The following is a 25,372-nucleotide window of genomic DNA, read 5'->3' as shown; positions in this document are numbered from 1 at the left end:
CGCCGCGCATGGATGTCAGGACCGTCTTTTGCGACGGTAGACCTCGAACATCACCGCAGCGATGATGATGGCGCCCTTCACGATCTGCTGCGTGAAAGGCGATATGCCTAGCAAATTCAATATATTAGCCATGACAGCAATGATCGCGGCGCCGATCACGGTACCGATCACGCCGCCTTCGCCGCCAAACAGGCTGGTGCCGCCGATAACGACGATCGAAATGGCCTCAAGCTCCAGATTGGTGCCGGCGGTGGGCTCACCAACGGTAAGCCGCGAGACAAAAACCAGGGCGGTCAGCGCCGACAGCACTCCGGAGATGGCATAGACCGACATCAGCACACGCGGCACGTTGATGCCGGCAAGCCGTGCCGCTTCGGTGTTTGAACCGACCGCGTAGATCTGGCGACCGAAAGGCGTGTGTCGCAGGATGACGAAAGCCGCGGCCGCGATGGCAACGAAGATCCAGATCGGCACGGGAATGCCGAGGAGAAAACCGCTGCCCAGATAGGAGAAAGCATCCGAAGCATCGCCTAGCGTCTTCGGTTCGCCGTTGGCGATGGTCATGGCGATGCCACGCCCCATCACCAGCGTGCCGAGGGTCATGATGAAGGGCGGCATGCCGAAGAAAACGACACCGGCTCCGTTGATGGTGCCGAACAAGGCTCCCATCCCCAGCGCCGCGATCACCGCCAACGGGATCGGAACGCCCGACGAGAGCAGGAGCGCAGTGGCAACCGCGACGACGCCAACGATGGAGCCGACAGAAAGATCGATGCCGCGCGTCAGAATGACGAAGGTCATGCCGACGCTGACGATGCCAAACAGCGCGACCTGGCGGCCGACATTCAAGATGTTGCCGGTCTGGATGAAGCTCGGCGACAGATACACCGCGAAGGCGCACAACACGATCAGGACCCAGAGCAGGCCAAGGCTTTGCGCCCAGCCTCGCAGGCGTCCCACCGACCCCGGCCGGATCGACGCCAATCCATGTCCAGTTGTCATCTCAACCATTCCTTCCTCCCGTTTGGTCAGCCGTTGCGAGGGTTAGTTTCGGCTGCATCAGCCAGGCCACCGCATCGGCCAGTCCCCCAACGTCGCAGGACGGTCCGACGAACTGTGCCAAGCGCTTGGCCTCCGGAATCGCGTTGCCGACCGTGACCGCCATTCCGGCCCAGGCCAGCATGGCGAGATCGTTTTGGCGTCGCCGGCAGCGGCGCAGTCTCCCGCTGGAATTCCCAGCTTGGCCGCAACGGTCGCGATGGCGACCTTCTTGGAGGCGTCTGCCGGTCCGATTTCGAGCAGACGCGGATGCGATCCCGACACCGACAGGCAGTTGCCGAGCTTTTCGCGCAGCGCTCCAAAGGCCCCATGATCGGCCGGCTGAGCTGCAACGCACATGATCTTGCCCGGCGTCCCCGGCAGGTCTTCAATCGCGTCCGTCAACAGCAAAGGCTCGTTGGTCACGGCGGCTTCGCGGACGATAAGCGGGTCTTCGGCAAGCGCGTGAATGGCGGTGCCGGTGAACCACATCGGCCGCACGCCGGCAGCCTGAGCCAATGTCATGGCGTGCAGCGCATCGGCGCGACCGATCCGCTGCTCCGACAGCGCGATGCCGGTCGAGACATCGCCGATCCAGGCGCCGTTGAAGCAGATGACGAGGTTGGCAACTCCGAGCCGTTCCGCGTATGGCTTCACGCCAAGCGGCGAGCGCGCCGTCGCCAGAACAACGGTGATGCCTGCCTTCCGCACCATGCCCAGCGCGTCGGCCACACGCTGCGGCAGTATATGGTCGCGTGTAAGCAAGGTACGGTCGACATCGGTGACGATGAGGCGCGGAATGGTCATGGCTCGCCTCAGACCGGAAACACCGGAGCGCGCGGCCCGGTCTGGATGAGTAGTGTCTTGAGCTGGGTGAACTCCTCGAAGCCGGCCTGACCCATCTCGTAGCCGAAGCCGGACCCCTTCACCCCGGTGAGCGGCAGCTGCGGCGCACCGTCGATGATTGTGTTGGCCTGCACCCAGCCGCTTTTCAGGCGTTTGGCGACGGTCAGAACTGTGTCGATGTTCTTGGACCAGATGTAGTTGGACAGCCCATAGGCGGTGTCGTTGGCCAACCGCACCGCGTCATCCACCGTATCGAACCGGGTGATGCTCAGCACCGGGCCAAAGATCTCCTCGCGGAAGATCGTCATATGAGGCTCGACCCGGTCGAAGATGGTCGCTTCGTGAAAGTGACCGCCCGCCTTTGTCGCTACGTTGCCACCGAGTACGAGTTGGGCACCGTCCTCGACCCCGCTTTTGACGAAGCCGGCCACCTTGGCCAGATGGTTGTGATCGATCAGCGCGCCGATATCCGTGTCGTCGTCGAATGGGTCACCGACCTTCATCTTGCGGGAGCGCGCGACCACCTTGGCGATGAAATCGTCGGCGATGGAGGATTGCACGAACAGGCGCGAACCGGAAACGCAGCACTCGCCATTGTTGAAGAACACGCCCATCAGCGCGCCGTCCGCCGCGGCTTCCAGATCCGCATCGGCAAAGACAATATTGGCCGACTTGCCGCCCAGCTCGACCGAGGATTTGACCAGGTGACGGGACGTGTTGCCGACGACGCGGCTGCCGGTGCGTGTCGAACCGGTGAAGGACACAAAGTCGATGCCCGGGTGCCCGGTCAGATGGTCGCCGGCGGTTGCGCCATAGCCGCTGACGACATTGAAGGCGCCGGCCGGCACGCCGGCCTCCGCCGCTAGCGCGGCAATCTCGAACGCGGAGCCCGAAGTGAACTCCGATGGTTTCAGCACCACAGTGCAGCCGGCGGCGAGCGCAAACGGGACTTTCTGCGACAGGATCAGCGCCGGGAAATTCCATGGCGTGACGAGTGCCACGACACCGATCGCTTCGCGGCTGATCAGCGCCGTCTTGCCGTCGCCGATGTTCGTATAGGTGAGGCCGGACATCTGCATTGCGAGCGACGCGGCGTAGCGCGTCAGGCCGGCGGCACCATCGATGTCGCCGCGCGCGAAGCGGATCGGTTTGCCTGCTTCCTCGACCTCAATCCTGACCAGCCGGTCGCGGTTGATGTGGATCAGATCGGCAAGGCGGTTCAGGACCTCGGCGCGCTCCATGCCGCTTCTACGCGGCCACGGCCCTTCCTCGAAAGCGATGCGCGCCGCCTCCACGGCAAGATCGACATCCTCGGGCGTGCCATCGGCGAAGCGGGCGACCAGGTCTCCGCTTGCCGGGGACCGGCGCTCGATCGAGCCGGAGCCTGAATTCTCGACAAACCGCCCGCCGATGAATTGTTGGTAGCTGCGCGTACTCATGTCGTTCCTCACTGCCAGACCGCGTGGGCCATGATTGTTTCCTCGGTCGCGTGCTCGCCCTCGAGAACCGCTGAAATGGTTCCCTCGCGCATGACGATGATGCGATTGCAGAGGCCGAGAATTTCCGGCAATTCGGATGAGACCATCACGACGCTTGCCCCTTGCTTCGATGTCAGTTCGGCGAGCAGATCGTAGATTTCGCGCTTGGCTGCGACGTCGACGCCGCGCGTCGGTTCGTCGACCAGCAGGATTTCCGTCCCCGCATGCAGTTGACGGGCAATGCCGCATTTCTGCTGATTGCCGCCCGACAGCGTGCGGACCTTGGTGCTGGGGCTTGGCGTCTTGATGCGCATCTGCTGAATGAACCGGGAGACAGCCTCGTGCTCGCGACGGCCGCTGATCAGGCCGCTGCGGGTCAACGACATCATCTGCGAAACGGTGACGTTGAATGCGACCGACTGGTCGAGGAACAGCCCCTCGATCTTGCGATCCTCTGGCAGCAGGCCGACGCCGTGCGCAAGCGCCCGGCGCGGCCCGTCGAGGACGACGAGTTGGCCGTCGATCCTAATTTCACCACCATCAATTGGATCGGCGCCGGCGATGGCACGCAGCACTTCGGTCCGGCCCGCGCCGGCAAGCCCGCAGATGCCGACGATCTCGCCCCGCCGGACATCGAAGGAGATATCCTTCAGCACGCCGCTCCGCGACAGGTTGCGCACCTCAAGACGAATTCCGTCACCCGGTTGCGCGCGCGGCGGAAAGACGTCCTTGAGTTCACGCCCGACCATATGGCGGATGAGATCGGTCGTGGTCGTCTGGCCAATCGGCATGGAGGCGACGACCTTTCCGTCTCGCAGGACGGTGACCTCATCGCAGATCTCATAAAGCTCTCTCAGGCGATGCGTGATGTAGATGAACGAAACACCGTGCTCGCTGCTCAGCCGCCTGATCGTCCTGAAAAGGTGTTCAAGCTCGGCGTCGCCCAGGACGGCGGAAGGCTCGTCGAGCACGACGATACGGGCCTCGCGGGCAATCGCCTTCGCGATCTCGACCATCTGGCGCTGCGCGACGCTGATGGTGTCGATGCGGACGGCCGGATCGACACGGAAACCCAGCCTGTCGAGGACCTCCTGTGCCAAGGTTTTCGCCCGGCGCCAGTCGATGGTGCCCAGCCGTGTTCTAGGAAGGCGCCCGAGGAAAATGTTCTCTGCGACCGTCAGGTGCGGAGCCTGGGCGAGCTCCTGGTAGATGACCGCAATCCCAAGCTCAAGCATGCGCTCTGGCGTGGGAGTAGCCACCACATTCCCGTCGATGACAACCTGCCCTTCATTGGCCAGGAATGCGCCTGACAGGACGCGCATCAGCGTCGACTTGCCGGCGCCATTTTCGCCGATCACGCCATGCACGCTGCCCTTGTGCACGGCGAAGCTGACATTGTTCAGCGCATACACACCCGGAAAGCGCTTATGGATGCCGCGCATTTCGAGAACTGCGTCCTTCATCACGTCATCTCCAAACCGAGAAATCGTTTTCTCGGCCCACTCAAAAAAAGCTCACAAACGGTGCATCTGCATGCCGCCGCCGATGTGGTAGATGTCCCCGGTGCTGAATGGCATGCCACCGATGGCCAGTGTCGCCACGCCGCGGGCGATATCTTCGGGTTGGCCCCATCGCCTGATCGCCGAGAGCTGCCCGGCCTCGACCTGCGCCGAGTATTTCTCATAGACGTCGGCGGTCATGTCGGTCTGGATCAGGCCGGGGCGAATCTCGTGGACCCGGATGCCCGCATCCGCCAGACGAATGGCAAACTGCTGCGAGGCCATAGACAGTCCGGCCTTGGATATGCAGTACGGCCCTTTTTCCGGCGAGACGAGACCGGCATTCGCCGACGTGATCGTGACGACGGAGCGCTCGACCAGGGTCTGCGGCCGGGCAAGCATGGCGCGGGCCACCGCCTGGGTGAAGAAAAATGTGCCGCGCAAATTGACGCCGACCAGCCGATCAAAGCTCTCCTCGGTGACATCGAGAAGATCGCCGCGCACGGACACTTGCACACCGGCATTGTTGACGAGGCAGGTCAGCTCGCCCAGATCTCCTTCGATGCGCTGGACGAGTGCCGAATTGTCTGCCGTTTCGGAAATGTCCTTGTGGTAGAAAGCGGCATTTCGCCCATGCTTGCGCACGAGATCCACGGTCTCGCTGGCGTTTCCGTCATCGACGACGTCGACGACGGCAACATCGAAACCCGCTTGCGCGAGCTCAACGCAGATCGCCCGGCCGATGCCGCGACGGCCGCCGGTCACGAGCGCAAGTCCGCGGTTGATGGACGCTGCCTGCTCGGGAACAGCAATGCCGATTGCAGCTGGGGAAGTCTGGTCCAGCATCACGAAGCCTTCCTTGCCACGGCATCATCCTTTTCCCGGGAAGCGACCACGGCCTTCGACGCCAGCAGGCACTGGACCTCGCCATCGCCATAGCCAAGCTCGTCCAGGATCTCGCGCGTGTGCTCGCCGATCTCCAAGGCGAGGTATCGCAGCGCGGGCACCTCACCGTCGTAGCGGTTGGGGTGATTGACCAGATGGATCGTGCGGCCACGTACGCTGACCTGCCGGAACACCTGAGCATGGCTGAGCTGCGGATCGGCCAGCAGATCGTCGTAATAGTTGATGGGCGCCCACCAGATGCCATGGCGATCAAAGCGCTCGGCAAGTTCGGCCACCGCAAACCGCGCCGTCGCATTGGCCAGCCGGCGTGCATAATCGTCGCGTTCGACGTAGCGGTCGACACCAACCGCCTCGCGCAGACTGTCACTGTCGAGCGCTTCGGCCAGCACGGAAGAATCACACAGAGACACCACCACGTGGCCATCGGTGGCAGGGTAGACACCGTAGGGCGCGGCATGGAACCACGTCGCCAGATTCACCTCGCGGTTCAGCACCTGGCGGGTCATGCCGCCAGCGAAGTAGTTGACCAGCGCCTCGCCCTGAAGGTCGATTGCCGAGTTGATCAGGCTTGCCTCGACGCGCGCACCTTTGCCGTCGCGCAGGCGGCGCACCAGCGCGCCCAGAATGCCCATTGCAAGCAATGCACCGCCATGCTGGTCGACGATTGCAGCCCCCACCGGCGTAGGGCCGCGCTGCGGGGTTCCGGTAACGCTCATCAGGCCGGAGCGCGCCTGGGCGAGAAGATCCTGGCCGGGCTTCAGTGCCATCGGGCCTGTCGCGCCAAAACCGCTCGCCGAGGCGAAAATCAGATTGGGATTGATGACCCGGAGCGCCTCATCGTCAAAGCCGAGCTTGGCGAATACGCCGGGCCGGAAATTCTCCATCACCACGTCGGCGCTGGCGATGAGGCGGCGGGCGACCTGCTTGCCTTCGGCGCTCTTGAGGTCGATGCCGATGGAGCGTTTGTTGCGGTTGGCGCAGAGATAAAAGCCGCTGACACCTTCGACATAGACGTCCGCGCCCGACCAGCGGCGCTCATGGGCGCCGTCAATCGGTTCGACCTTGATGACATCCGCGCCCATGTCCGCGAGGTATTGAGCCCCTGCGGGCCCCTGCAGAAAATGGCAGAAGCTGACGACTTTTATGCCGTTGAGCATTTCTCTCCCCTTGGTCTCGCGCTATAGGTTGCGCGCTTTGTGAAATCGTTTTCTTAAGTTTTCCAAAGGCTGTCAAGCCCTGAAATTGGCCTTTTGTGAAAGAAAGATGATTGTGGCGTTGAGAAAAGAAGTGTGTCATCTAGAAAACGGTTTCTCGAAACCGGCGGATTCGAGGCTCGATGGATACCGAGGATGGTGGTGCAAAACTGATCGACGTGGCGCGGCTGGCGAACTGTTCGCCAGCCACCGTCTCGCGCGTCCTCAACGGCAATCCCACCGTCAACGAAACTGTGCGGGAGCGCGTGGCCCGGGCAGCGCGCGATCTCGGCTATGTGCCGAATGGCTCTGCCAGGGCACTGCGGTCGACCCGGACAAGGCTGGTCGGCGCCATCATCCCGACATTGGACCACGCCATCTATGCCACGATGGTCGACGGGCTCCAGGCGCGGCTTGCCGAAAAGAACGTCTCCCTCATCATCAACACCTCGACCTACGACATCGACCTCGAGTACGAGCAGGCCCGCCTGCTGGTCGAACGAGGTGCCGAATCCATTGTCCTTGTTGGCTCGACGCACCGATCCGAAACGCTGGCCATGCTCGAGCAGAAGCGGATCGGCTATGTCTACACTTACACGTCGAGGGCCACCGAAGCTGGCGCGGCCGTGGGCTTCGACAACGAGAAGGCCGGGCGCACCGCGGCGCGCTACCTGCTCGATCTCGGCCACACCAGGCTCGGGATGATCGCCGGTATCACCCAGGACAATGATCGCGCGGCCGGGCGCCGCGACGGCTTCCTGAACGAACTCGAACGTTCGGGCATCGATCTCGCCTCGGTGCCTGTTGTCGAGGGCGCCTACAGACTGGACGACGGCAAGACGGGGATGAAACGCGTGATGGAAGACAGGAGGCGACCAACCGCCGTTTTTTGCGGCAGCGATATCCTCGCCGCTGGCGCAATCAAATACTGTCACGGAGCGGGCATCGCAGTGCCGGGAGAGGTTTCGATCGTTGGGTTCGACAATCTGGAGATTGCGGAACTGACCTCACCCGAACTGACGACGCTGGAAGTGCCTGCGCGCGACATGGGGCGCATTGCTGCCGACTATATCCTCGCCTCGCCGGCGCAACGACTTCACCTGAGGCAACGCGAACTGGCAATCAGGCTGGTTGTGCGAGAGAGCACGGCCGTCGCACCCCGTTAGTTGCTGGCCGCCAATGAAATCCCAGCGATCCGGCGCATCAGAATGCCCTGCCCAGAAGCAGGGGAGCCTCTTGCCGAAGTATCGATGAGAGTGAAGATCTTGAAAAGGCAGGCGTCAGTGGCTTCCATAGTGCGGCCGAGTGTTTGACCGCGGCTGTAAAATGCGCCCTTCGCTTTTCGGAAGACAAGGATGCCCAATCAAAGCCTGGGATCAAACATCTAGACTAGCTCCGCTTCTGCGCGAACTCCGCTCGGAACCGCTTGATCGTTTCCAGCGAGGCGACGCCGCCTTGCGGCCCCTCGATTGCGACCGCACGCGAGGCGGCAGCGATGGCCAGTTCCAGCGCCTCGGGCACGCTGAGGTTTTCGCCGAGCGCATAGGTCAGCGCGCCGCCAAACGTGTCACCGGCGCCGGTCACGTCGATGACGGGAACCTTGTAGCCCCGGACCTCGATGCGGCCTTGCCCATCGAACGCCTCCGCGCCGGCGGCGGCCAGCGTGCGGATGACCATGCCGACCTGATGCTTCCGCATCCACGCATTCATGCCGGCGAGATCGATGTCGCCGAAGGCGTGGCCGAAGCCGATCTGGTTCATGATCAGCACATCCGCGCCGTGCAGGTAATCAAGATCGCCAGCCGAAAAACCGTCGACGTCGAGATCGAGGATCAGCTTGCGGCCATGGCGGCGGAAATCCGCCAGCAGTTCCCTACCCTGCAGCCCCTCGGCCCGCAGCCGCTTCGTGCGGCCAAGGCTCATATAGAGGTAGCCGGGCGTGCGCAGGCCGGCCAGCGCTTCGGGCGTCAGCTGCATCGGCTGGTTGCCCATCTCGATGATCAGAACCACATGCTCGTCGCCGACCAGGAAGATCAGATTGCGCGAATCCGCCAGCGACGGATCATGCAGCATATGCCGTGTCGAAACGCCGGTCTCGTTCAGCGCCATGCACAGCCGCGCGGACAACTGGCTGTCGTTGAGCAGCGAGATGAATTCCGTGCGCCCACCAAGCCCGGCATGGACGCTCGCCGCGTTGGCGATCATACCGCCAACATAGCTCTTCGCCTCCCGGACCAAGGCCTTGTCGGCAATGTCGGGCCAGCGCTCGGCGGTGAAATAGTCGTCGAGAGCGACATCCCCGATAAAGAAGGCGGTTCTTGCCTCAGGCATCGAAGCGGCCCGCCGCTGTCACATGCACCGGCCCGCCCTCGATATCGACCCAGACGGAGCCGCCGCCGCACGTCGCCATCCAGTAGTAATGCGTCGGCTCGTCGATGCCCCGGCAGGCATCGTGCCAGGTGCCCTTATGCATGACCACGACCGTGCCCGGTTCAATGATAAAGGCGCGGATATCCCCGGCCTTTGGTCGCGCTGCTTCCGTAGCTGCGGCCACCGCCAGCACGATGGGTTTGGCAGCACAGAACAGCGCTTCCTGCGTGTCGAGATGGCGCTCCATCTTGACGGTGTCGAACGGCCCGCCCTCGCCCAGCGTGTAGCCGAGGCTGCCAGTGGTGCTCAGTAGCGGCGCCGCTGTGTAGGTGTCCGTCCAGCCGAGGCCCGAAGAACGCACCAGCCCTACCTCGCTCGCAGGCGTGCCGGGAGCCGCCAACGAATGGACCGTTCCGTAGGCGGAGAAATCCGCTTCGCGGACCGGCATGGCGCTGATGCTGATCGTCATGTGCCCGCTCCCGCTCTCACGGCCACCGGCTGATGGCGAATGCCCGCGACGACACCCATCAATTCGCGGACATGATCCTCGTCGACGATGCCGGTGTCGACATAACTATCCTTGAAGAAACTGCCGACAATCGCACCATCGGCGAGCGCCAGCTGGTCCGCGGCATTGGCGGCGGTCAGTCCCGCGCCGATCAGCAGCGGGAAATGGCCGCCCGTCAGCGCGCGAAAACGCCGGACCTTGTCGGGGTCGGTCTCCTGGCCGGTGGCGTCGCTGGTGACGACAAAGGCATCGCAGCGTTGCATGCCCAGTTGCAAATCTTCCTCCTCGGTGCGGCCGGAATTGACCGGCTGGTACTTGAACCGCACGCCGCCCAGCAGCAGGGCCTTCACGCCTTCACGTAGCTGCTTCAGCTCAGCGGCGAAATCCGCATCCTCGTCCGAGCGCAGGTGGCCGGCGACCGAATCCATCTGGATGAAGTCGACGCGGAACTGGCGGGCGAGCTCGAACGCCAGATGATGATCGCGCAGCACGTTGAGCCCGACCAGCGCGTCCGGCTGGCGCGCCTCCAGCCATTCCAGCACGCGGCGGACATCGTCCTTGTCGCCAAAATAGTTTTCGACGATGACGCCGTCGACGCCGTTGGCTAGCAGGATTTCGGCTTCACACCGCGCAATGTCGAGCCGCTCGGCCGGCGTCGCGCCGGTCAGGTGCAGCATGCCGAGAATGGGTTTGGGCGTGGCGAAGGTCTGTTCGAAGCGGGAGTCCAAGGCAATTTCCAATCAAGCTGAGATGGTGAATTTTTGTCGCTGCCCCGCATATCCTCCTCCCAGGATCGCCGACCGGCCGGGCGCGATGACGCATGTCAAAACAAGGATTTAAGCGCGCCGCCTGATTCTGTCTGGCAGCGGCGCGCCCTGCGTAATCAGGCGCCCGGCGGCTGGCCGTTGCCCGTGCTCCACGAGGTACCGACGCGCATTTCCAGCGTCGGCGAGTAGATGACGGAGGTTCTTTCCACCAGCTCGTCGATGCTGCTGAACACGTCGCCGGTGGCGCAGAGAAAGCCAGGCACGTCGAGTCCGTCGCCGAACACTTTTGTGGTCAGCGCGGAAGGCGCCACCACCGATAGCGTCAGTTCCGAGCGGGCCGGCGAGACCCCGTAATGGTCGCGCAGCACCTGGTAGAGCGACTGTTTCTCGAAATCGAAGATGTCGAGACCGGGATAGCGCTTCAGCGACAGCCAGGACGTGTCGAGGTTGAGGAACAGCGTCACGTCCTCGACGGCGATGCCGCGGGCACGCACCAGCTTCAGCACCGGCCCGTTCGCCCCGTCCTCCGTTGCCTGCTCCAGCAAGGAAGTGACGGGGCGCTGGCCGCGCGCCCGCGAATAGTCGGTGAAGCCGCCAAAGTTCCAGACGCTGTTGTTGATCGGCGCGTAGCTGACGATCGTCCCCTTGCCGCGAAACTGGCGCACCAGCCCCTCGTTCACCAAGAGCGCGATGGCCTTGCGGACAGTGCTCCTGGTGATGCCGTGCTCGTCGCGCAGCACGTTCTCGGAGGGGATGGCATCCCCTTCCGCGTACTGCCCTTCGAGAATCCGCAGCCGCAGGATCCGGTAGAGCTGCGTGTACAGCGGAATCGGTGCGTGCGGATCAAGAACGATCAAGTCAGCCATCAGGCGCCCCTTACCTGCCGGCGTTGACGGTGAATTCCGACACCGCGGCGTTCTTTAGTCCATAACGGTCGAGGATCGCGACATAGGTGCCGTCAACCTTCATGGCCTCCAGCGTTGCCTTGACCGCCTTCAGCAGATCGCCAGAGTCTTTGGCAAAAGCAATGCCATAGTGGCCGGGCTCGAGCAGATCGCCGATCGTATAGAACTCGCCCGGCTTCTGTTTCTGCAGTTCGAGGATGCCCTCGAAACCCATGATCGAGGCCTGCGCGCGATCCTGCTTCATCTGCAAGATGTGCTCGGCCTCGGTCGGCAGCTGCAACACGGTCAGCGGCGAGCTTTGCGTGCAGGTTTCCTTGCCGACGCGCTCGACCAGGCCCACCCAGCTTGTGCCGGTGGCTACCGCGACGGCCTTGCCGCAGAGGTCCTTGACCGACTTGATGGTCTCCTGGTTCTTCACCATCGAATAGAGCTGGTTGCCGGTCTGGAAATAGTCGATGAAATCAAGCTGCGTCTGACGCTCGGTCAGATCGGAAAACGCGGTCCAGATCATGTCGGCGCGGCCGGTGGTCACCGAGGTGATCAGCTGTGGAAACTCGACGTTCTGGAAGTTCGGCTTCAGCCCGAGACGGTCCGCGACTTCCTTGGCCATGTCGATGTCGGCGCCCTTGAGATCGGTGGAGCCAGCGTCCGAATATTCCATCGGCGGATAGGCAAGGCTGATGGCGATGTTCAGTGCGCCGCTGTCGCGCACCTTGGCCGGCAGCATTGCACGCAGTTTATCGTCAGTGCCGGCGGAGGCGGCGGATGCCAGCACGCCCAGCGAAACCATGGCGCAGGCGAGAATCCGCGAGATGGTCGCGGCGGTGGAAGTCGTCATTTCAGGCTCCTTGCTGTTTTGAAGATATTGCGGAAAGAGGGTGGGGGGTCGTTCAGGAGAGCACGCGGCTGAGGAAGCTGCGCACCCTTGGGTCCTTGGGATTGGCCAGCACCTCGGCCGGCGGGCCCATTTCACGGATCTCGCCGTCGACCATGATCGCGACGCGGTCGGCGACATCGCGGGCGAAGGCGATCTCGTGGGTGACGACGATCATTGTCGTGCCAGTGGCGGCGAGCGCGCGCATCACGTCCAGCACCTCGCCGACCAGCTCCGGGTCGAGCGCCGAGGTCGGCTCGTCGAACAGCATGATCTTCGGCTTCATGGCCAGCGAGCGCGCGATCGCCACGCGCTGCTTCTGGCCGCCCGAAAGCTGCACCGGATAGGCGCCGCAATGGTCGGCGAGCCCGACGGAGGTCAGCAGTTCCCGCCCGCGCGCCTCGGCTTGCGCCTTCGGCTCCTTGCGCACGGTGACCGGCCCTTCGATGACGTTTTCCAGCGCCGTCATGTGCGGAAACAGGTTGAAGTGCTGGAACACCATGCCGATCTCGCGCTGCTGCATGCGCAGCAGGCGCGGCGGCAGTTCGTGCAGCGTGCTGCCTTTGAGCTCGTAGCCGATGATCTCGCCGTCCACCCAGATGACGCCGTCATTAAGGTCCTCCAGATGGTTGATGCAGCGCAAAAGCGTGCTCTTGCCGCCGCCGGAAGGCCCGAGGATGCACAGCACCTCGCCGTTTTCGACCTCGAAGTCGACGCCGCGCAGCACCTGGTGCGCGCCGAAACTCTTGCGGACATTGATGGCCTTGACGATGGTGGTCATGCCTTGAACTCCTCGACGCCGCCCGACAGGGGCGTGTTGCTCCTGAACGGCAGGCGGAAGGAGAATTTCGCCGGCGTGCCGGCCACGCCGCGCCCGAAATGCTGCTCGATGTAATACTGGACGATGCTGAGCACGGTGGTGCCGGCGAGGTACCAGATGCCGCAGACGAACAGCAGTTCGATGACCGCGCCATTGATGAAATAGATCTGCTGCGCCGCGTTCAGCATCTCGCCCATCGAGATGGCGGCGGCGAGCGAGGAGAATTTCAGCATGCCGATCGCCGAATTGCCCATCACCGGAATGATCAGCCGCATGGCCTGCGGCAAGATGATGCGCCGCAGCGTCTGAAAGCGGGACATGCCCAGCGTCTTGGCGGCTTCCGTCTGGCCGTGGTCGACCGACGAGATGCCGCCGCGCACCACCTCGGTCATATAGGCGCCCTCATTGATGCCGAGCCCGAGCAGTGCTGCGACGAAAGGCGTGACGACATCGACCATGCGCGCCTCATAGAGGCCGGGAATGACCAGCCGCGGGAACACCAGCGCGATGTTGAACCAGATCAAAAGCTGCAGCATCACCGGCGTGCCCCGGAACACCCAAACATAGAGCCAGGCGACGAAGCGGGTGACCGGATTGGCCGACAGCCGCATGATGGCAAACAGGGTGCCCAGCGACACGCCGATGATCATGGCGAAGAACGAAATCAGCAGCGTGTTGCCAAAACCGCGCACAATGACGCCGGCGGTCAGGAACTCTCCCACCGTCGCCCAATGGATCTGCCCATGCGCGAAAGCCTGCACCAGCAGCGCAAGTGCCGCGACCACGACAAGCGCCCCAATCCAGCGCCCCACATGCTTCAGCCGCACGATCCTGTAGCTACGCTGATTGAGCGCCCCGACATCGACGCGCACCGCGCCGGAGGCACGTTGGAGTATCATCAAACTCTATTCCCGCTCTTGTTATTTGTAGGGTTAGGTGTACAACTTTTAACCGGATCGCTCGTGAAGTCAATCGGCACTGAGCAGATCCTGACGGAGCCAGAGGCGTTATTGCGGCCTGATCCCGAAGTGGTCAGGTCGGTCTATGGCGCGGCCTATAGCCATGAACCGGAATTCCGGACGATGGTTTCGCGTCTCGAGGATTTCCCTCAGGTCGGCGAAAGGATGCTCGGGGAATGGCAAGCCGGAGTGGGCTCGCTTTGCGAGGGAAAGACGATCCACGTGATGGAGGTTCCGGACGAACAGACAGCAAAAATGGCTAGAAAATAAGCTGTTTCAGAGCATACTGAGTATAACAGCTAGTATTTAAGCTGTTCAGACTCAGATGCTGTCGACTCCGCCAGGATTGAGGCGGGGATCGACCGAACTCCGCTAAGAAATGTTCCAAGAAACGAGGGCACGGGGAGTGTGTCGTTGCATCCGAACAATCTGGCCAGTTGCGACCTGCCGCACCCCCAAATGGCGCGCCTTTAGAAGGCAATATGAAAAAGCAGCACTCGCAAATGCGCTAGATTTGTCCCTTTCACAGGTCGAAGCCGCAACGGAACCGTAAACGGCTCCAGAGGCATCAGCCAGTCCACCCGCTTCAGGACCTTCTTCGCGACGTCAGCCACCTTAGTCGACATCGGACGGGCGCGACGAAGCTCGTCGACATAGTCTCGAGGCTGCGCTTACGTCCTTCCCTCCCACGCGCCCACATGTCCGACCACTCCTGCATCATGTGGCGGCGCTGCACCTCGTCGTCGGCTTGTTATAGAGGCCCGACCCTACGGACAACCAACGCCAACGGGGCGTTGACATTGTTGTACCGATCGGTTTATTTTGTACCTATCGGTACAATGCGCGAGATAGCCGTTCGCCCTGTACCGTTCAACCCACGATGGATTAACCGGTACAGGAAAAACGCGAATGAGCATGATCGCCCCACCTTTCACCCTCGAAAGCGCAACGCAGAAGGTCCGCCTTGCGGAAGATGGATGGAACAGCCGTGACCCTGAAAAGGTGTCTAAGGCCTACACCCCGGACAGCCGCTGGCGGAACCGGGCCGAATTCACCGGCGGTCGCGCCGAGATCGTGGCCTTCCTCACCCGGAAATGGGCAAAGGAACTCGATTACCGCCTGATCAAGGAACTCTGGGCCTTTAATGACAATCGGATCGCCGTCAGCTACGCCTATGAATGGCACGACGACAGCGGCAACTGGTTCCGCTCTTACGGCAACGAGAACTGGGAATATGATGCCGCAGGCTTGATGCAGCGACGGTTCGCCTGCATCAATGACCTTCCGATCAAGGAAGCGGATCGCAAGTTCCATTGGCCTCTCGGCCGGCGACCGGACGATCACCCGGGGCTCTCTGACCTGGGCCTCTAATGCAGCGAGGCTAATCGCATGCGGACGCTCAACCAGCGCCCAGACGTCATTCCCCTCGTAGCCGAAGTCTTCCGGGAGTTTGGCTACGAGGGGACATCGTTGAGCCGGATCACCGAAAGGACCGGCATGGGCAAGGGCAGCCTCTATCACTTCTTCCCGGGCGGTAAGGAGGAGATGGCGAACGCGGTACTGGAGGATGTTGGTGCCTGGTTTGAGCGCCATGTCTTCGAGCCACTGCGCAGCGAGCCACCTGGCGCTGCCATTGCGCGTATGTGGGACGCCGTTGATTCCTACTTCCGCTCGGGTGGACGCATTTGCCTCGTGGGCGCCTTTGCCCTCGATGGTACGCGCGATCGGTTTGCCGATCGGATTTCAGGATATTTCATCCAGTGGATCGCGGCTTTGCGCGACGCTCTAATCCGGCAAGGATGGGGTCCCGCCGCCGCCGGGGAGAGCGCCGAGGATGTCGTGCTGGGAATCCAGGGCGCTCTCGTGCTCGCACGCGCGACCGCGGACGAGAGCCTATTTGCCCGAACAATCGTGCGGCTCAAATCCCGCTTGCGGCCCGGCGAAGGCCGTTGAACCTATCGGAGCGACGCCTATCGCCATCCTTCTCGGGCTGCTGGCGACGCGCGCGGCGCCGATCCCTCGTGTAGATTTTCTCTTTTGGTTTCAACGCCTTGAGGGCGGCGTCCGTCAGCATAACCATTGCCTCCTGAAAAGTACCGTCAATACAATTTCGAGGCGTCGTGGCAGGAAATTCCTTTTCTCTTCAATGCCTTAATGGCATAAAAAGCACCGTCACGGGCCTCATTGGCTCCGACGGTACTTAGAAAAATTCGGGTGGGCAATATGGGGAAGGTCCCGTCAAGCGGTCCGTCGAAGCCAATCTGCCGATTGTCACTGATTGTCCTTGAAAGGATTTATTTTTGTTTTCAGTACGTTACGTCGCACATTGGCGTGTTCTCGGCGGCGTTTGAGTAGGCTTGAATCATTCCCACTCGATTGTTCCCGGCGGCTTCGAGGTTACGTCGTAGACGACGCGGTTGATGCCGCGGACTTCGTTGATGATGCGGGTGGCGGCGGCGCCGAGGAACGTCATGTCGTAGTGATAGAAATCCGCCGTCATGCCATCGACCGAGGTGACGGCGCGCAGCGCGCAGACGAACTCGTAGGTGCGGCCGTCGCCCATCACGCCGACCGTCTGCACCGGCAGCAGCACGGCAAAGGCCTGCCAGATGGCGTCGTAGAGGCCGGCCTTGCGGATCTCGTCGAGATAGATGGCGTCGGCCTCACGCAGGATCTCCAGCTTTTCGCGGGTGATGCCGCCGGGGCAGCGGATGGCAAGACCGGGGCCGGGGAACGGATGGCGGCCAATGAAGCTTTCGGGCAGGCCGAGCTCCTTGCCGAGCGCCCTCACCTCGTCCTTGAACAGTTCGCGCAGCGGCTCGACCAACTGCATGTTCATCCGCGCGGGCAGGCCGCCGACATTGTGGTGCGACTTGATCGTCACCGAGGGTCCGCCGGTGAAGGAGACGCTTTCGATGACGTCGGGATAGAGCGTGCCTTGCGCCAGGAAGTCGGCGCCGCCGAGCTTCTTGGCCTCTTCCTCGAACACCTCGATGAACAGCCTGCCGATGGTCTTGCGCTTCTTCTCGGGGTCGGCCTCGCCTTCCAGCGCCGAGATGAACTTGTCAGAGGCATCGACCAGGATCAGCGGCAAATTGTAGTGCTGGCGGAACATCGCCACCACGCCCGCGGCCTCGTCCTTGCGCATCAGGCCGTGGTCGACAAGGATGCAGGTCAGCTGGTCGCCGACCGCCTCGTGGATCAACAGCGCCGCGACGGAGGAATCGACGCCACCCGACAGCGCGCAGATGACCTTGCCCTTGCCGACCTGCTTGCGGATCGTCTCGACCGCGTGCTCACGATAGGCGCGCATGGTCCAATCGCCCTCGATGCCGGCGATGTTGTGGACGAAGTTGCGCAGCAGCCGGGCACCATCGGGCGTATGCACCACCTCGGGGTGGAACATGATGCCGTACATCTTGCGCTCGATATTGCCGAAAATGGCGAAGGGCGAGCCTTCCGACTTGCCTAACACTTCGAATCCCTTGGGCAAGGAGATGACGCGGTCGCCATGGCTCATCCAGACCTGGTGGCGCTGGCCGGGCGCCCACAGGCCCTCAAACAGCGGGCTGTCCTTTTGGATCTCGACGAAGGCGCGGCCGAACTCGCGATGGTCGGAGCTTTCGGCGACGCCACCCATCTGCACACACATAGCCATCTGGCCATAACAGATGCCGAGCACCGGCACGCCGGCGTCGAAGACGATCTGCGGCGCGCGCGGGCTGCCGATATCGCTGGTCGAAGCCGGGCCGCCGGACAGGATGACAGCCTTCGGATTGATGCGCTTGAACGCCGCTTCGGCCGACTGGAACGGCACGATCTCGGAAAACACACCCGCTTCGCGGATGCGGCGGGCGATGAGCTGGGTAAACTGGCTGCCGAAATCGACAATCAGGACGGTGTCGGGATGATTGGCTGTTTTCATGGCGAGCGTTTAGAGAAAGAAATGAGTCGGCGCAATGGGTTGCGAGGCCTGACCTTCAGACTGGTCTGGCATCTTCACGGGATGGTTCCGTCCGAAGCACACCCGAGCCGATCGCCTGTTCGAGCCGCATGACGGCGTCCGCCAGCTTCTCGTCTATGACGTGCAGATACTCGGTCCAGTCGCCGACGTGCCTGAGATCCGCCGCGCCGTCGGAAATGCCGCGCAGGCCGATCAGCGGCACGCCGAACAGCTGACAGGCACGCAGGCAAGCGAAGGTCTCCATATCGACCATATCGGCGGCGATCGCATCATAGGCCGCACCGGTGATGATCGCGCCGCCGGTCGACAGCGTCGCCTCCCTTACATCAGGAATCCTAAACGGCAACGGCACCGTAACCGGCAGGTCGAGAAACGGCGTCGCCCCTTTCTCGAAACCAAGCGGCGAGGCGTCGATGTCGCGGTAGCTGACCGAAACGGCCTGGTAGATTTCCGTCTGCTCCAGCGTGCGGCTGCCGGCTGAGCCAAGCGACACGACGAGGTCCGGCAGCGCCTTCTGCGACTTCAGCCAGGAGAGTTCAGCGCCCAGCCTGACGCCTGCTTCGACCGGACCGACGCCTGTCATCAATGGCGTGAACAGCTGTTTGAGGTGCGGGCCATATTCGGCCTGCGCCGCCATGACGAAGAGGACGTCCTTGCCTCCTATTCGCGCAACGTTGCCCATAGGATCACCCTTCTATGCCGTCCCGCCCGACTACCGTCATCATGGTCCCGGTCATGGTGGCGATCAGCTTGGCCTCGCCATCGGCAGCGAAGGCATAGGCCTGGCCGTCGGCGACGATGATGGTGCGGCCGGGCTTGGTCACCGAGCCGCGAAACAGGAAGCGCTCGCCCCGGCCCGGCGCCAGCAGATTGACCTTGAATTCGATGGTCAGCACGCCGGAGTTTTCCGGCATCAGCGAAAACGCCGCGTAGCCGCAGGCCGAGTCCAGCGCCGTCGAAATGACGCCGGCATGCAGGAAGCCGTGCTGCTGGGTGAGTGCCGCCGAATAGGGCATCTCGATCTCGATGATGCCGGGCGTCACCAGCGTCAGTTCGGCGCCGATCGTGGCCATCGCTTTCTGGCGCGCGAAGGAGGTCCTGACGCGTTCTTCATAGTCCGGGGCGGGAACGATCTTTGCTGCCATGGCCGCTGCCTTCCTTTATGCGGATAAGCTTATTGCAGAGGCATGGGCGGCAGGCAAATGCTTTTGCTGCACTGCAGCAATCGACCTCGTCTTCCGGTTGGCGGCACACATCCGTCAGGGATTGGCGATATCCAATGGGTTTAAGCCGACCTGCGCAGCGCACAGAAGTAAAACCCGTCGGTGCCGCTCAGCGCCGGCGACAGCGAGATGTCGCCTTTGGCACCGATGCGTACAGCTGCCTCATGGCCGGGAAAACGGCTGTCCCAAAGCGCGCGATGGTCGACCGGGACAAAACCGTTGTTACGGTCCCGGAAGGCCGCGATCTGCTCGCCATTCTCCTCATCGAAAACCGAGCAGGTGATGTAGACCAGCAGGCCGCCCGGTTTTACATAGGCCTTGGCCGCATCGAGGATCGCCGACTGCTCACCCTTGCGAGCGTCGAGCTGTCTTTGCGTCAGCCGCCATTTGGCATCGGGACGGCGCCGCCAGGTGCCGCTGCCGGTGCAGGGCGCATCGACCAGCACGATGTCCATGTGGTTGCCGAGGGGGGCGAGTTCGGCCGGCTTGGTGACGATCTGGACATTGCGGTTTTCAGATCGGCGAATGCGGTCGAAGATCGGCGCCAGCCGCGCCTTTTCGGCATCGTGGGCAAAGATCTGGCCCCGATTGTCCATCGAAGCCGACAATGCCAGCGTCTTGCCGCCGGCGCCGGCGCAGAAATCCAGCACCTGCATCCCGGCTTCGGCCCCGGCAAGGGCGGCCGCGATCTGCGAGCCTTCGTCCTGGACCTCGAACCAGCCTTTCTGGAAGGCCGGCTCAGCCTGGACGTTCGGGTGCCTGCCGTCGCCGTCGATGGGCGGGATGCGGATGCCGTGCGGGGCGATGGCGGCAGGTTTCGCCCCGGTTCCCGTCAGTTCGGCCAGCACCTTGTCGCGATTGGCCTGCAAGGTGTTGACCCTGAGATCGAGCGGCGGGCGTGTCGCCAGTGCGGCGCCCTCATCGACCCATGTGGGGCCAAAGGCTCGCTCGAAAAGCGGCGCGCACCAGTCAGGAACATCCGCCCGCACCGCGTCCGGCGCATCGGCAAGCCGGCGCCCGGCAATTGCCTGAAGCTCTGCGGCGGTCAGCAGCGGCGGTGCGAACTTGTCGCCGTCGAGGGCGTCGTTGAGCGATTGCGCCGTCTGGCCCCATTCGAGCAGCAGCGCGCCGAAGCCGATGGCACGCGGCGTGTCCTCGCCCAGCAGCCAGCCGGCGGAACGCTTGTGGCGCAAGGCGTCATAGACGATGTTGCCTATGGCCGCGCGGTCACCGCCGCCGGCGAAGCGATGCGACAGGCCCCAATCCTTCAGCGCGTCCGCCACCGGCCGGTGGCGCCGGCCGATGTCTTCCAGCACTTCGATGGCCGCAGCCAGCCGTCCGCCCAGTCGCATGGTCTTGTTCCGTCACGCAGAAAATTATTCCGGCCCTGCTCTAGAGCGCGCAACCGGCGCGCACAAGCAGGTCGGCCAGCACAACCGCTCTGCTTTCCAACTTTTCTGGTTGCGAATACTCTTTCGGTTGTGATTCGCGGCGCGAAAAGGCGGACCGGCGGATCGACACGAGGAGAGGGCAATGAAGACTTATCTGGCGGAAGTTCTAGGCACATTTCTATTGGTGTTCATCGGTACGGCTTCTGTGGTGACGGGCGGCTTCGGCGGTGCGCTGCCGCTCGGCCAGGAAGGCATCGGTCTGGCGTTCGGCGTCGGCCTCATTGCGGCGGCCTATGCGATCGGCCCCATTTCGGGCGCGCATCTCAATCCGGCGGTGACGCTCGGCGTTTTCCTTGCCGGCAGGCTGCCGGCCAAGGACGTCATCCCCTACTGGATCGCGCAGATCATCGGCGGCGTCCTTGCTTCGCTGGCGCTGTGGATCATCGTCTCCGGCCAGGTTGGCGGACACACTACAGGCTTCGGCGCCAATGGCTGGGACGTGACGAAATGGGGTGTCAGCTCGGCATTCCTGTGGGAAGTGATCGGCACCTTCACCTTCGTCACGGTTATCCTCGGCGTCACGGCTGAAAAGCACTCGACGGCGTTCGCCGGGCTGGTCATCGGCCTGACGCTCGCAGGGTTGCACTTCGCCATCATCCCGGTGACCGGCACGTCGCTCAATCCGGCCCGTTCGATCGGCCCGGCGCTGTTTTCGGGAACTGCGGCGATCGGCCAGCTCTGGCTGTTCATCGTTGCACCGTTGATCGGCGGCGCCATCGCCGGTGTCGTCGCCAAGGCACGCATCTTCGAGAAGGACTGAGCTTCGAAAGCTCGGACATCGAGAGGCGCGGGTCAGGCCCGCGCCTTTTTGTTGGCGATAGACCCATCCAATTCTCGCCAACAGCTCGGCCTCAAAACAGTGATTAATCTCGGCATTTTACCCGAGATCAGGTGTTTTTGAGAAACAGGTTTTCAGCAGGGTCCGAAATTTCTGCATAGTCTTTTCGGTCGTCTGCGCATCGGCAGCCGCAAAGCCCATGACAAGACCGTTTTGCTCCGTGCCGTGACGGTACTGGATCGACAGCGCCGAGACATTGATGCCCTGCTGGAGCGCCGCCTCGGCGACCGCCCTGTCGCTGCATATGTCGCGGAAAATGCCGACGACCTGGATGCCGGATTCGGTCGTGTGGAAATCCAGCCATTCGCCGAGATGCCTTTGCGCGCTTTCCAGAAAGAACTGCCGCCTCTCCGCATAGAGCCGCCGCATGCGCCTGAGGTGACGGGTGAAATGCCCCTCATTCATGAAGTCGGCCAGCGCGGCCTGGGTCAGCAAGGGGGCGAACTGGCCGGTCACGCTCAGCGCCGAGACGATCGTATGGTCGATCGCCTTGGGCACCACCAGGAAGCCGAGCCGCATGGCGGGGAAAAGGATCTTGGCGAAGGTGCCGACATAGACCACGCGGTCTGACGCGCCGATGCCCTGGAGCGCTGGAATAGGCTGGCCCTGAAAACGGTATTCGCCGTCATAGTCATCCTCGATGATCCATGAGCGCCAGGTCTCGGCCATGTGCAGGAGATTGAGCCGCTGTTCCATCGGCATGGTTATGCCGAGAGGGTGATGGCAGGAGGGCGTCACAAAAATCATGCGCGGAATGACAGGCGGTGGATCAAGGTCCCACCCTGCATTACTCACCCGCAGCGGGGCCAGTTTCGCTCCCGCCGAGACGAAAGCCGAACCCGCGCCGTAGTATCCTGGTTCCTCCATCCATACCGTGTCGCCTTCATCGATCAGCAGCCGAGCCAGAAGATCGAACGCCGACTGGGCACCATTGGTGACGACGATCTGTTCGGGGCTGCACTTCACGCCCCGCGAAGCCGTGAGATAGCGAGCTATGGCTTCGCAAAGAGGGGGATAGCCTTTGACGTGATAGGTTCCGAAAAGGTCGATGTGCGCGAACTTTGCGCGGCGACTGAGCAGCTTGGACCAGGTGTTGAAAGGAAAGTTATCCGGGTCCGGCATGCCGGGGTGAAATGCCAGCATACCGGGCCGGCCATGATGGTAGGGTTGGGCGAGCATGGTCTGCCCACGCAAGGATATCGGATTCTCGTCCGCTGCCGAGACATGTTCTTGCACGGCCGAACGGGTTGGTAGATCCATCACTACCGAGGGCCTGCGTGGCCGCATGGCCAGATAGCCTTCCAGTGCCAGCTGGTCGCAAGCGGCGATCACGGTGTTGCGGCCAACGTGCAGATCCCGCGCCATAACCCGTGTCGAGGGCAGCGCGTGACCGCTCGGCAACACGCGGTGCTCGATCAGATCACGCAACTGGACATAGAGCTGCCGATGCAAATTGGCGGGGCTGTCGCGATCCAGTGAAATGCCGTCGATTGGAAAACTGGTCTTCATTGTGGTTCCAAAAAATCAAAGCGATCTGGTTCTAACAATGGAACCAAAGCAGTCCTAGGCTCAAGAAAAATGCGATCAGGTTCAGATGGGGCTGACCGATGCAATGCATAAGGGTGGGTGTGATCGGTGCCGGTGGCGTTGCCCAGGTCGAACACATTCCCAATCTGCTCAAGTTGCACCGGCAGTTCGAGGTCCTCGGGGTCTATGATCCGTCGCAGAAAGTCCGCGCCTTTGTCGAAGAGGAGTTTGGCCTCAGGACATTTGCCGAGCTCGATGAGCTTCTTGATATGCCGCTTGACGCCGTAGTCATAGCCTCGCCGGATGCGTTGCACCTGGAACAGAGTCTCGCTGCCCTCGCCAGGGGCCTGCACGTCTTCTGCGAAAAGCCGCTTTGCTACAGCGCCGAGGACATTGACGAATTGATCGCCGCCAGGAGCCACGCCGGAACGGTGCTTCAGGTCGGCTACATGAAGCGTTTCGATCCGAGCTACGAAGCGGCACTGAAAATGCTGCCGGGCACGGCGCAAGCGCTTCGCTACGTTTCGGTCGAGGTCAATGATGCCGACGCGTGGCCCTTCGTACGTCACCACTCCACATGCCGGGGGGAAGACGTCGCGGCGATGGTGATCGCCTCGACCGCTGCGAAGCAGCGCGAGCAAGTGGAGCGCGCCTTGCCCGGAATAGACGACGCCGACGCCTTTCGCGGCTTCGTTGGCGCTTACTGTTCGTCGATCGTGCACGACGTGAACGCCGTCCACGGATTGCTCGACGCGCTCGGAGTCGCGGACGGCGAAATTGTTGGTGCCTCGCTTTTTGCCAAGGGCGGAGGCGGCCAGGGTGCCGTACGGCTGCTCGACGGCCAGGCGCTTTGGAACATGGTGCATCTGGCCGTACCGGGACTAGCCGACTACCGCGAGCGCATCACCCTCTACTTCGACGACGCTTCGCTGGAACTGGAATTTCCCTCGCCTTATCTCAACCACCAGCCGACGCGCCTGACCCTGCGCACAAGTGACGGCCACACCCTCTCCAGCCGGGAGATTCGAAGCGGCTACGAAGAGGCGTTTGTCGAAGAGTTGAAAGGTTTTTGGTCGGCGATCGTCGAAGGCACGCCAGTGCGCAACACGGCCGAACACGCTCGTCGCGACATGGTGCTTCTGGTCGGCCTCACGCGGCATCACCTTGCCCAACTCAAGCAATCAGGAGTTCGCCCGTGAAGGTTCGCATCGGCATCAATCCGATCACCTGGACCAACGACGATGTGCCGGAACTCGGCGGCGATACGCCACTCGAGGTCTGTCTTCGCGAAACCAAACAGGCCGGCTATTCCGGCACCGAGCTTGGCGGCAAGTTTCCGCGCCGGTCGGCTGAACTGAAGCCGATCATGGAGCAGTATGGACTTGCCGTGATCTCCGGCTGGTATGATGGCCGTTGCGACGAGAAGGATGTCAGCGCGGAAATGGATGCGATCACGCCGCATCTCCAGCTTCTGAAGGATATGGGCTCGACCCATGTCGTCTATGCAGACACCTCGCGAGGGCGCCACAATGCCATTTGGGGGCCGATCTCGCAGCGCCCGGCTCTTGGCACTGAGGAATGGCCGGCCTACGGCAGAAAACTGACCGCGCTGGCCGAGAGAATGGCGGATCTCGGCGTGCGCATGGCCTTTCATCACCATATGGGGACTATCGTCGAGACCGATGCCGAGGTGGGCTCGCTGATGCGGCACACCGGCGAGGCGGTCGGACTTCTCTACGACACCGGCCATTCGATCTTCTCAGGCGGCGACCCGCTGGCTTTGATCAAGGCGCATGTCAAACGCGTCGTGCATGTGCATTGCAAGGACGCGCGCAAAGCCGTCCTTGATCGTGCCCGCGCAGGCGACATGAGTTTCATGGGCGCGGTCATGGAAGGGATCTTCACGGTCCCCGGCGACGGGTTCATCGATTACCCGGCCATTTTGCGGGTGCTTGCCGACAACGGCTATAGTGGCTGGATGGTCGTCGAGGCCGAGCAGGATCCCAACAAGGCCAACCCGCTGACCTATGCGACAATGGGATTCCAAAATCTCTCGCGCATGGCCAGGGGAGCCGGATTTACCGTCATGGAATGATCGAGGCCGCGATGCGGCCTCCAAGGAACCAGTGCTGATGAATGAAACTGGACTGAAGGGGCAACTGGACTGCCGGCCGTAACTGCGGCGGCGGAAAACAAACAGGAGGTT

General features: G+C 62.5%; 24 protein-coding genes and 2 pseudogenes. 8 read left to right on the top strand and 18 right to left on the bottom strand.

Features of this window, described 5'->3' with window-relative positions; genetic code table 11:
- Positions 1-15: 15 nt before the first annotated feature.
- The 6 genes and pseudogenes from EJ076_RS12080 to EJ076_RS12055 form a co-directional block, all read right to left on the bottom strand.
- Positions 16-1,002 (bottom strand): ABC transporter permease, encoded by a 987-nt coding sequence (locus EJ076_RS12080; protein ID WP_245463025.1) that lies wholly within the window; start codon positions 1,000-1,002, stop codon positions 16-18.
- Position 1,003: 1 nt separating this feature from the next.
- A pseudogene (locus tag EJ076_RS12075) lies at positions 1,004-1,845 on the bottom strand (HAD family hydrolase).
- An 8-nt stretch (positions 1,846-1,853) separates the two neighbouring features.
- On the bottom strand, positions 1,854-3,323 hold the full coding sequence (locus EJ076_RS12070) for an aldehyde dehydrogenase family protein (protein WP_126067982.1): 1,470 nt from the start codon (positions 3,321-3,323) through the stop codon (positions 1,854-1,856).
- A gap of 8 nt (positions 3,324-3,331) precedes the next feature.
- On the bottom strand, positions 3,332-4,825 hold the full coding sequence (locus tag EJ076_RS12065) for a sugar ABC transporter ATP-binding protein (RefSeq protein ID WP_126067981.1): 1,494 nt from the start codon (positions 4,823-4,825) through the stop codon (positions 3,332-3,334).
- Positions 4,826-4,876: 51 nt separating this feature from the next.
- Entirely contained in the window at positions 4,877-5,707 is an 831-nt protein-coding gene (locus EJ076_RS12060) for a 3-ketoacyl-ACP reductase (RefSeq protein WP_109669915.1), read from the bottom strand.
- Positions 5,707-6,924, bottom strand: a complete 1,218-nt coding sequence (locus EJ076_RS12055) for a CaiB/BaiF CoA-transferase family protein (protein WP_126067980.1) — start codon at positions 6,922-6,924, stop codon at positions 5,707-5,709. The genes EJ076_RS12060 and EJ076_RS12055 overlap by 1 nt, the downstream gene beginning before the upstream one ends.
- 179 nt (positions 6,925-7,103) lie before the next feature.
- Here EJ076_RS12055 and EJ076_RS12050 point away from each other — a divergent pair, with 179 nt between their 5' ends.
- Positions 7,104-8,126: a LacI family DNA-binding transcriptional regulator gene (locus EJ076_RS12050; RefSeq protein ID WP_126067979.1), complete on the top strand. Its 1,023-nt coding sequence runs from the start codon at positions 7,104-7,106 to the stop codon at positions 8,124-8,126.
- Positions 8,127-8,349: 223 nt separating this feature from the next.
- Here the strand turns inward: EJ076_RS12050 and EJ076_RS12045 are convergent, their stop codons facing one another.
- The 7 genes from EJ076_RS12045 to EJ076_RS12015 form a co-directional block, all read right to left on the bottom strand.
- Positions 8,350-9,291, bottom strand: a complete 942-nt coding sequence (locus EJ076_RS12045) for a carbohydrate kinase family protein (RefSeq protein ID WP_126067978.1) — start codon at positions 9,289-9,291, stop codon at positions 8,350-8,352.
- A complete protein-coding gene (locus tag EJ076_RS12040) occupies positions 9,284-9,799 on the bottom strand; it encodes an ureidoglycolate lyase (RefSeq protein WP_109669923.1) in 516 nt (171 codons plus the stop codon). The genes EJ076_RS12045 and EJ076_RS12040 overlap by 8 nt, the downstream gene beginning before the upstream one ends.
- The gene (locus tag EJ076_RS12035) at positions 9,796-10,566 is read right to left on the bottom strand and encodes a BtpA/SgcQ family protein (RefSeq protein ID WP_206438793.1); all 771 of its coding nucleotides are present in this window, start codon (positions 10,564-10,566) and stop codon (positions 9,796-9,798) included. Before EJ076_RS12035 ends, EJ076_RS12040 begins: the two co-directional genes overlap by 4 nt.
- A gap of 155 nt (positions 10,567-10,721) precedes the next feature.
- A complete protein-coding gene (locus tag EJ076_RS12030) occupies positions 10,722-11,471 on the bottom strand; it encodes a GntR family transcriptional regulator (RefSeq protein WP_126067977.1) in 750 nt (249 codons plus the stop codon).
- Positions 11,472-11,481: 10 nt separating this feature from the next.
- Complete coding sequence (locus tag EJ076_RS12025) at positions 11,482-12,348, bottom strand: ABC transporter substrate-binding protein (protein ID WP_126067976.1); 867 nt, start codon at positions 12,346-12,348, stop codon at positions 11,482-11,484.
- 52 nt (positions 12,349-12,400) lie between these two features.
- Positions 12,401-13,165 carry an amino acid ABC transporter ATP-binding protein gene (locus EJ076_RS12020; RefSeq protein WP_126067975.1) on the bottom strand — a complete coding sequence of 255 codons (765 nt, stop codon included), beginning with the start codon at positions 13,163-13,165 and terminating at the stop codon, positions 12,401-12,403.
- The gene (locus tag EJ076_RS12015) at positions 13,162-14,103 is read right to left on the bottom strand and encodes an amino acid ABC transporter permease (RefSeq protein ID WP_126067974.1); all 942 of its coding nucleotides are present in this window, start codon (positions 14,101-14,103) and stop codon (positions 13,162-13,164) included. The genes EJ076_RS12020 and EJ076_RS12015 overlap by 4 nt, the downstream gene beginning before the upstream one ends.
- Before the next feature lie 63 nt (positions 14,104-14,166).
- Here EJ076_RS12015 and EJ076_RS12010 point away from each other — a divergent pair, with 63 nt between their 5' ends.
- From EJ076_RS12010 to EJ076_RS12000, 3 genes are all read left to right on the top strand, one after another.
- Positions 14,167-14,433, top strand: coding sequence for a hypothetical protein (locus tag EJ076_RS12010; RefSeq protein ID WP_126067973.1), 267 nt, complete (start codon positions 14,167-14,169; stop codon positions 14,431-14,433).
- A gap of 639 nt (positions 14,434-15,072) precedes the next feature.
- A complete protein-coding gene (locus tag EJ076_RS12005) occupies positions 15,073-15,534 on the top strand; it encodes a nuclear transport factor 2 family protein (RefSeq protein ID WP_126067972.1) in 462 nt (153 codons plus the stop codon).
- A gap of 18 nt (positions 15,535-15,552) precedes the next feature.
- Positions 15,553-16,116 carry a TetR/AcrR family transcriptional regulator gene (locus tag EJ076_RS12000; RefSeq protein ID WP_126067971.1) on the top strand — a complete coding sequence of 188 codons (564 nt, stop codon included), beginning with the start codon at positions 15,553-15,555 and terminating at the stop codon, positions 16,114-16,116.
- A gap of 409 nt (positions 16,117-16,525) precedes the next feature.
- Here EJ076_RS12000 and guaA read toward each other — a convergent pair whose 3' ends face one another.
- The 4 genes from guaA to EJ076_RS11980 all read right to left on the bottom strand — a co-directional run bounded on the left by guaA (position 16,526) and on the right by EJ076_RS11980 (position 20,702).
- Positions 16,526-18,088 carry a glutamine-hydrolyzing GMP synthase gene (guaA, locus tag EJ076_RS11995; RefSeq protein ID WP_109669942.1) on the bottom strand — a complete coding sequence of 521 codons (1,563 nt, stop codon included), beginning with the start codon at positions 18,086-18,088 and terminating at the stop codon, positions 16,526-16,528.
- Positions 18,089-18,143: 55 nt separating this feature from the next.
- On the bottom strand, positions 18,144-18,809 hold the full coding sequence (locus EJ076_RS11990; protein WP_126067970.1) for a 5'-methylthioadenosine/S-adenosylhomocysteine nucleosidase: 666 nt from the start codon (positions 18,807-18,809) through the stop codon (positions 18,144-18,146).
- A gap of 4 nt (positions 18,810-18,813) precedes the next feature.
- Positions 18,814-19,272, bottom strand: a complete 459-nt coding sequence (locus tag EJ076_RS11985; protein WP_109669946.1) for a PaaI family thioesterase — start codon at positions 19,270-19,272, stop codon at positions 18,814-18,816.
- Between the two features lie 140 nt (positions 19,273-19,412).
- Positions 19,413-20,702, bottom strand: a complete 1,290-nt coding sequence (locus tag EJ076_RS11980; protein WP_109669948.1) for an RsmB/NOP family class I SAM-dependent RNA methyltransferase — start codon at positions 20,700-20,702, stop codon at positions 19,413-19,415.
- A 181-nt stretch (positions 20,703-20,883) separates the two neighbouring features.
- Between EJ076_RS11980 and EJ076_RS11975 the strand changes: the two genes are divergently transcribed.
- Positions 20,884-21,561: an MIP family channel protein gene (locus tag EJ076_RS11975; RefSeq protein WP_126067969.1), complete on the top strand. Its 678-nt coding sequence runs from the start codon at positions 20,884-20,886 to the stop codon at positions 21,559-21,561.
- Between the two features lie 117 nt (positions 21,562-21,678).
- Here the strand turns inward: EJ076_RS11975 and EJ076_RS11970 are convergent, their stop codons facing one another.
- Positions 21,679-23,148, bottom strand: coding sequence for a PLP-dependent aminotransferase family protein (locus tag EJ076_RS11970; RefSeq protein ID WP_126067968.1), 1,470 nt, complete (start codon positions 23,146-23,148; stop codon positions 21,679-21,681).
- A 98-nt stretch (positions 23,149-23,246) separates the two neighbouring features.
- Here EJ076_RS11970 and EJ076_RS35770 point away from each other — a divergent pair.
- From EJ076_RS35770 to iolE, 3 genes and pseudogenes are all read left to right on the top strand, one after another.
- Positions 23,247-23,555, top strand: a pseudogene (locus tag EJ076_RS35770) (Gfo/Idh/MocA family oxidoreductase); the annotation flags it as partial.
- A 60-nt stretch (positions 23,556-23,615) separates the two neighbouring features.
- Positions 23,616-24,365, top strand: a complete 750-nt coding sequence (locus EJ076_RS11965) for a hypothetical protein (RefSeq protein WP_245463123.1) — start codon at positions 23,616-23,618, stop codon at positions 24,363-24,365.
- Positions 24,362-25,261: a myo-inosose-2 dehydratase gene (gene iolE / locus EJ076_RS11960; protein ID WP_126067966.1), complete on the top strand. Its 900-nt coding sequence runs from the start codon at positions 24,362-24,364 to the stop codon at positions 25,259-25,261. Before EJ076_RS11965 ends, iolE begins: the two co-directional genes overlap by 4 nt.
- The last annotated feature ends 111 nt before the right edge of the window (positions 25,262-25,372 follow it).

This window comes from Mesorhizobium sp. M7D.F.Ca.US.005.01.1.1 (assembly GCF_003952545.1).
Lineage (GTDB): Bacteria > Pseudomonadota > Alphaproteobacteria > Rhizobiales > Rhizobiaceae > Mesorhizobium > Mesorhizobium loti.
Note: the sequence above shows the minus strand (reverse complement) of the source record. Positions and strands in the feature narration are given on the sequence as shown.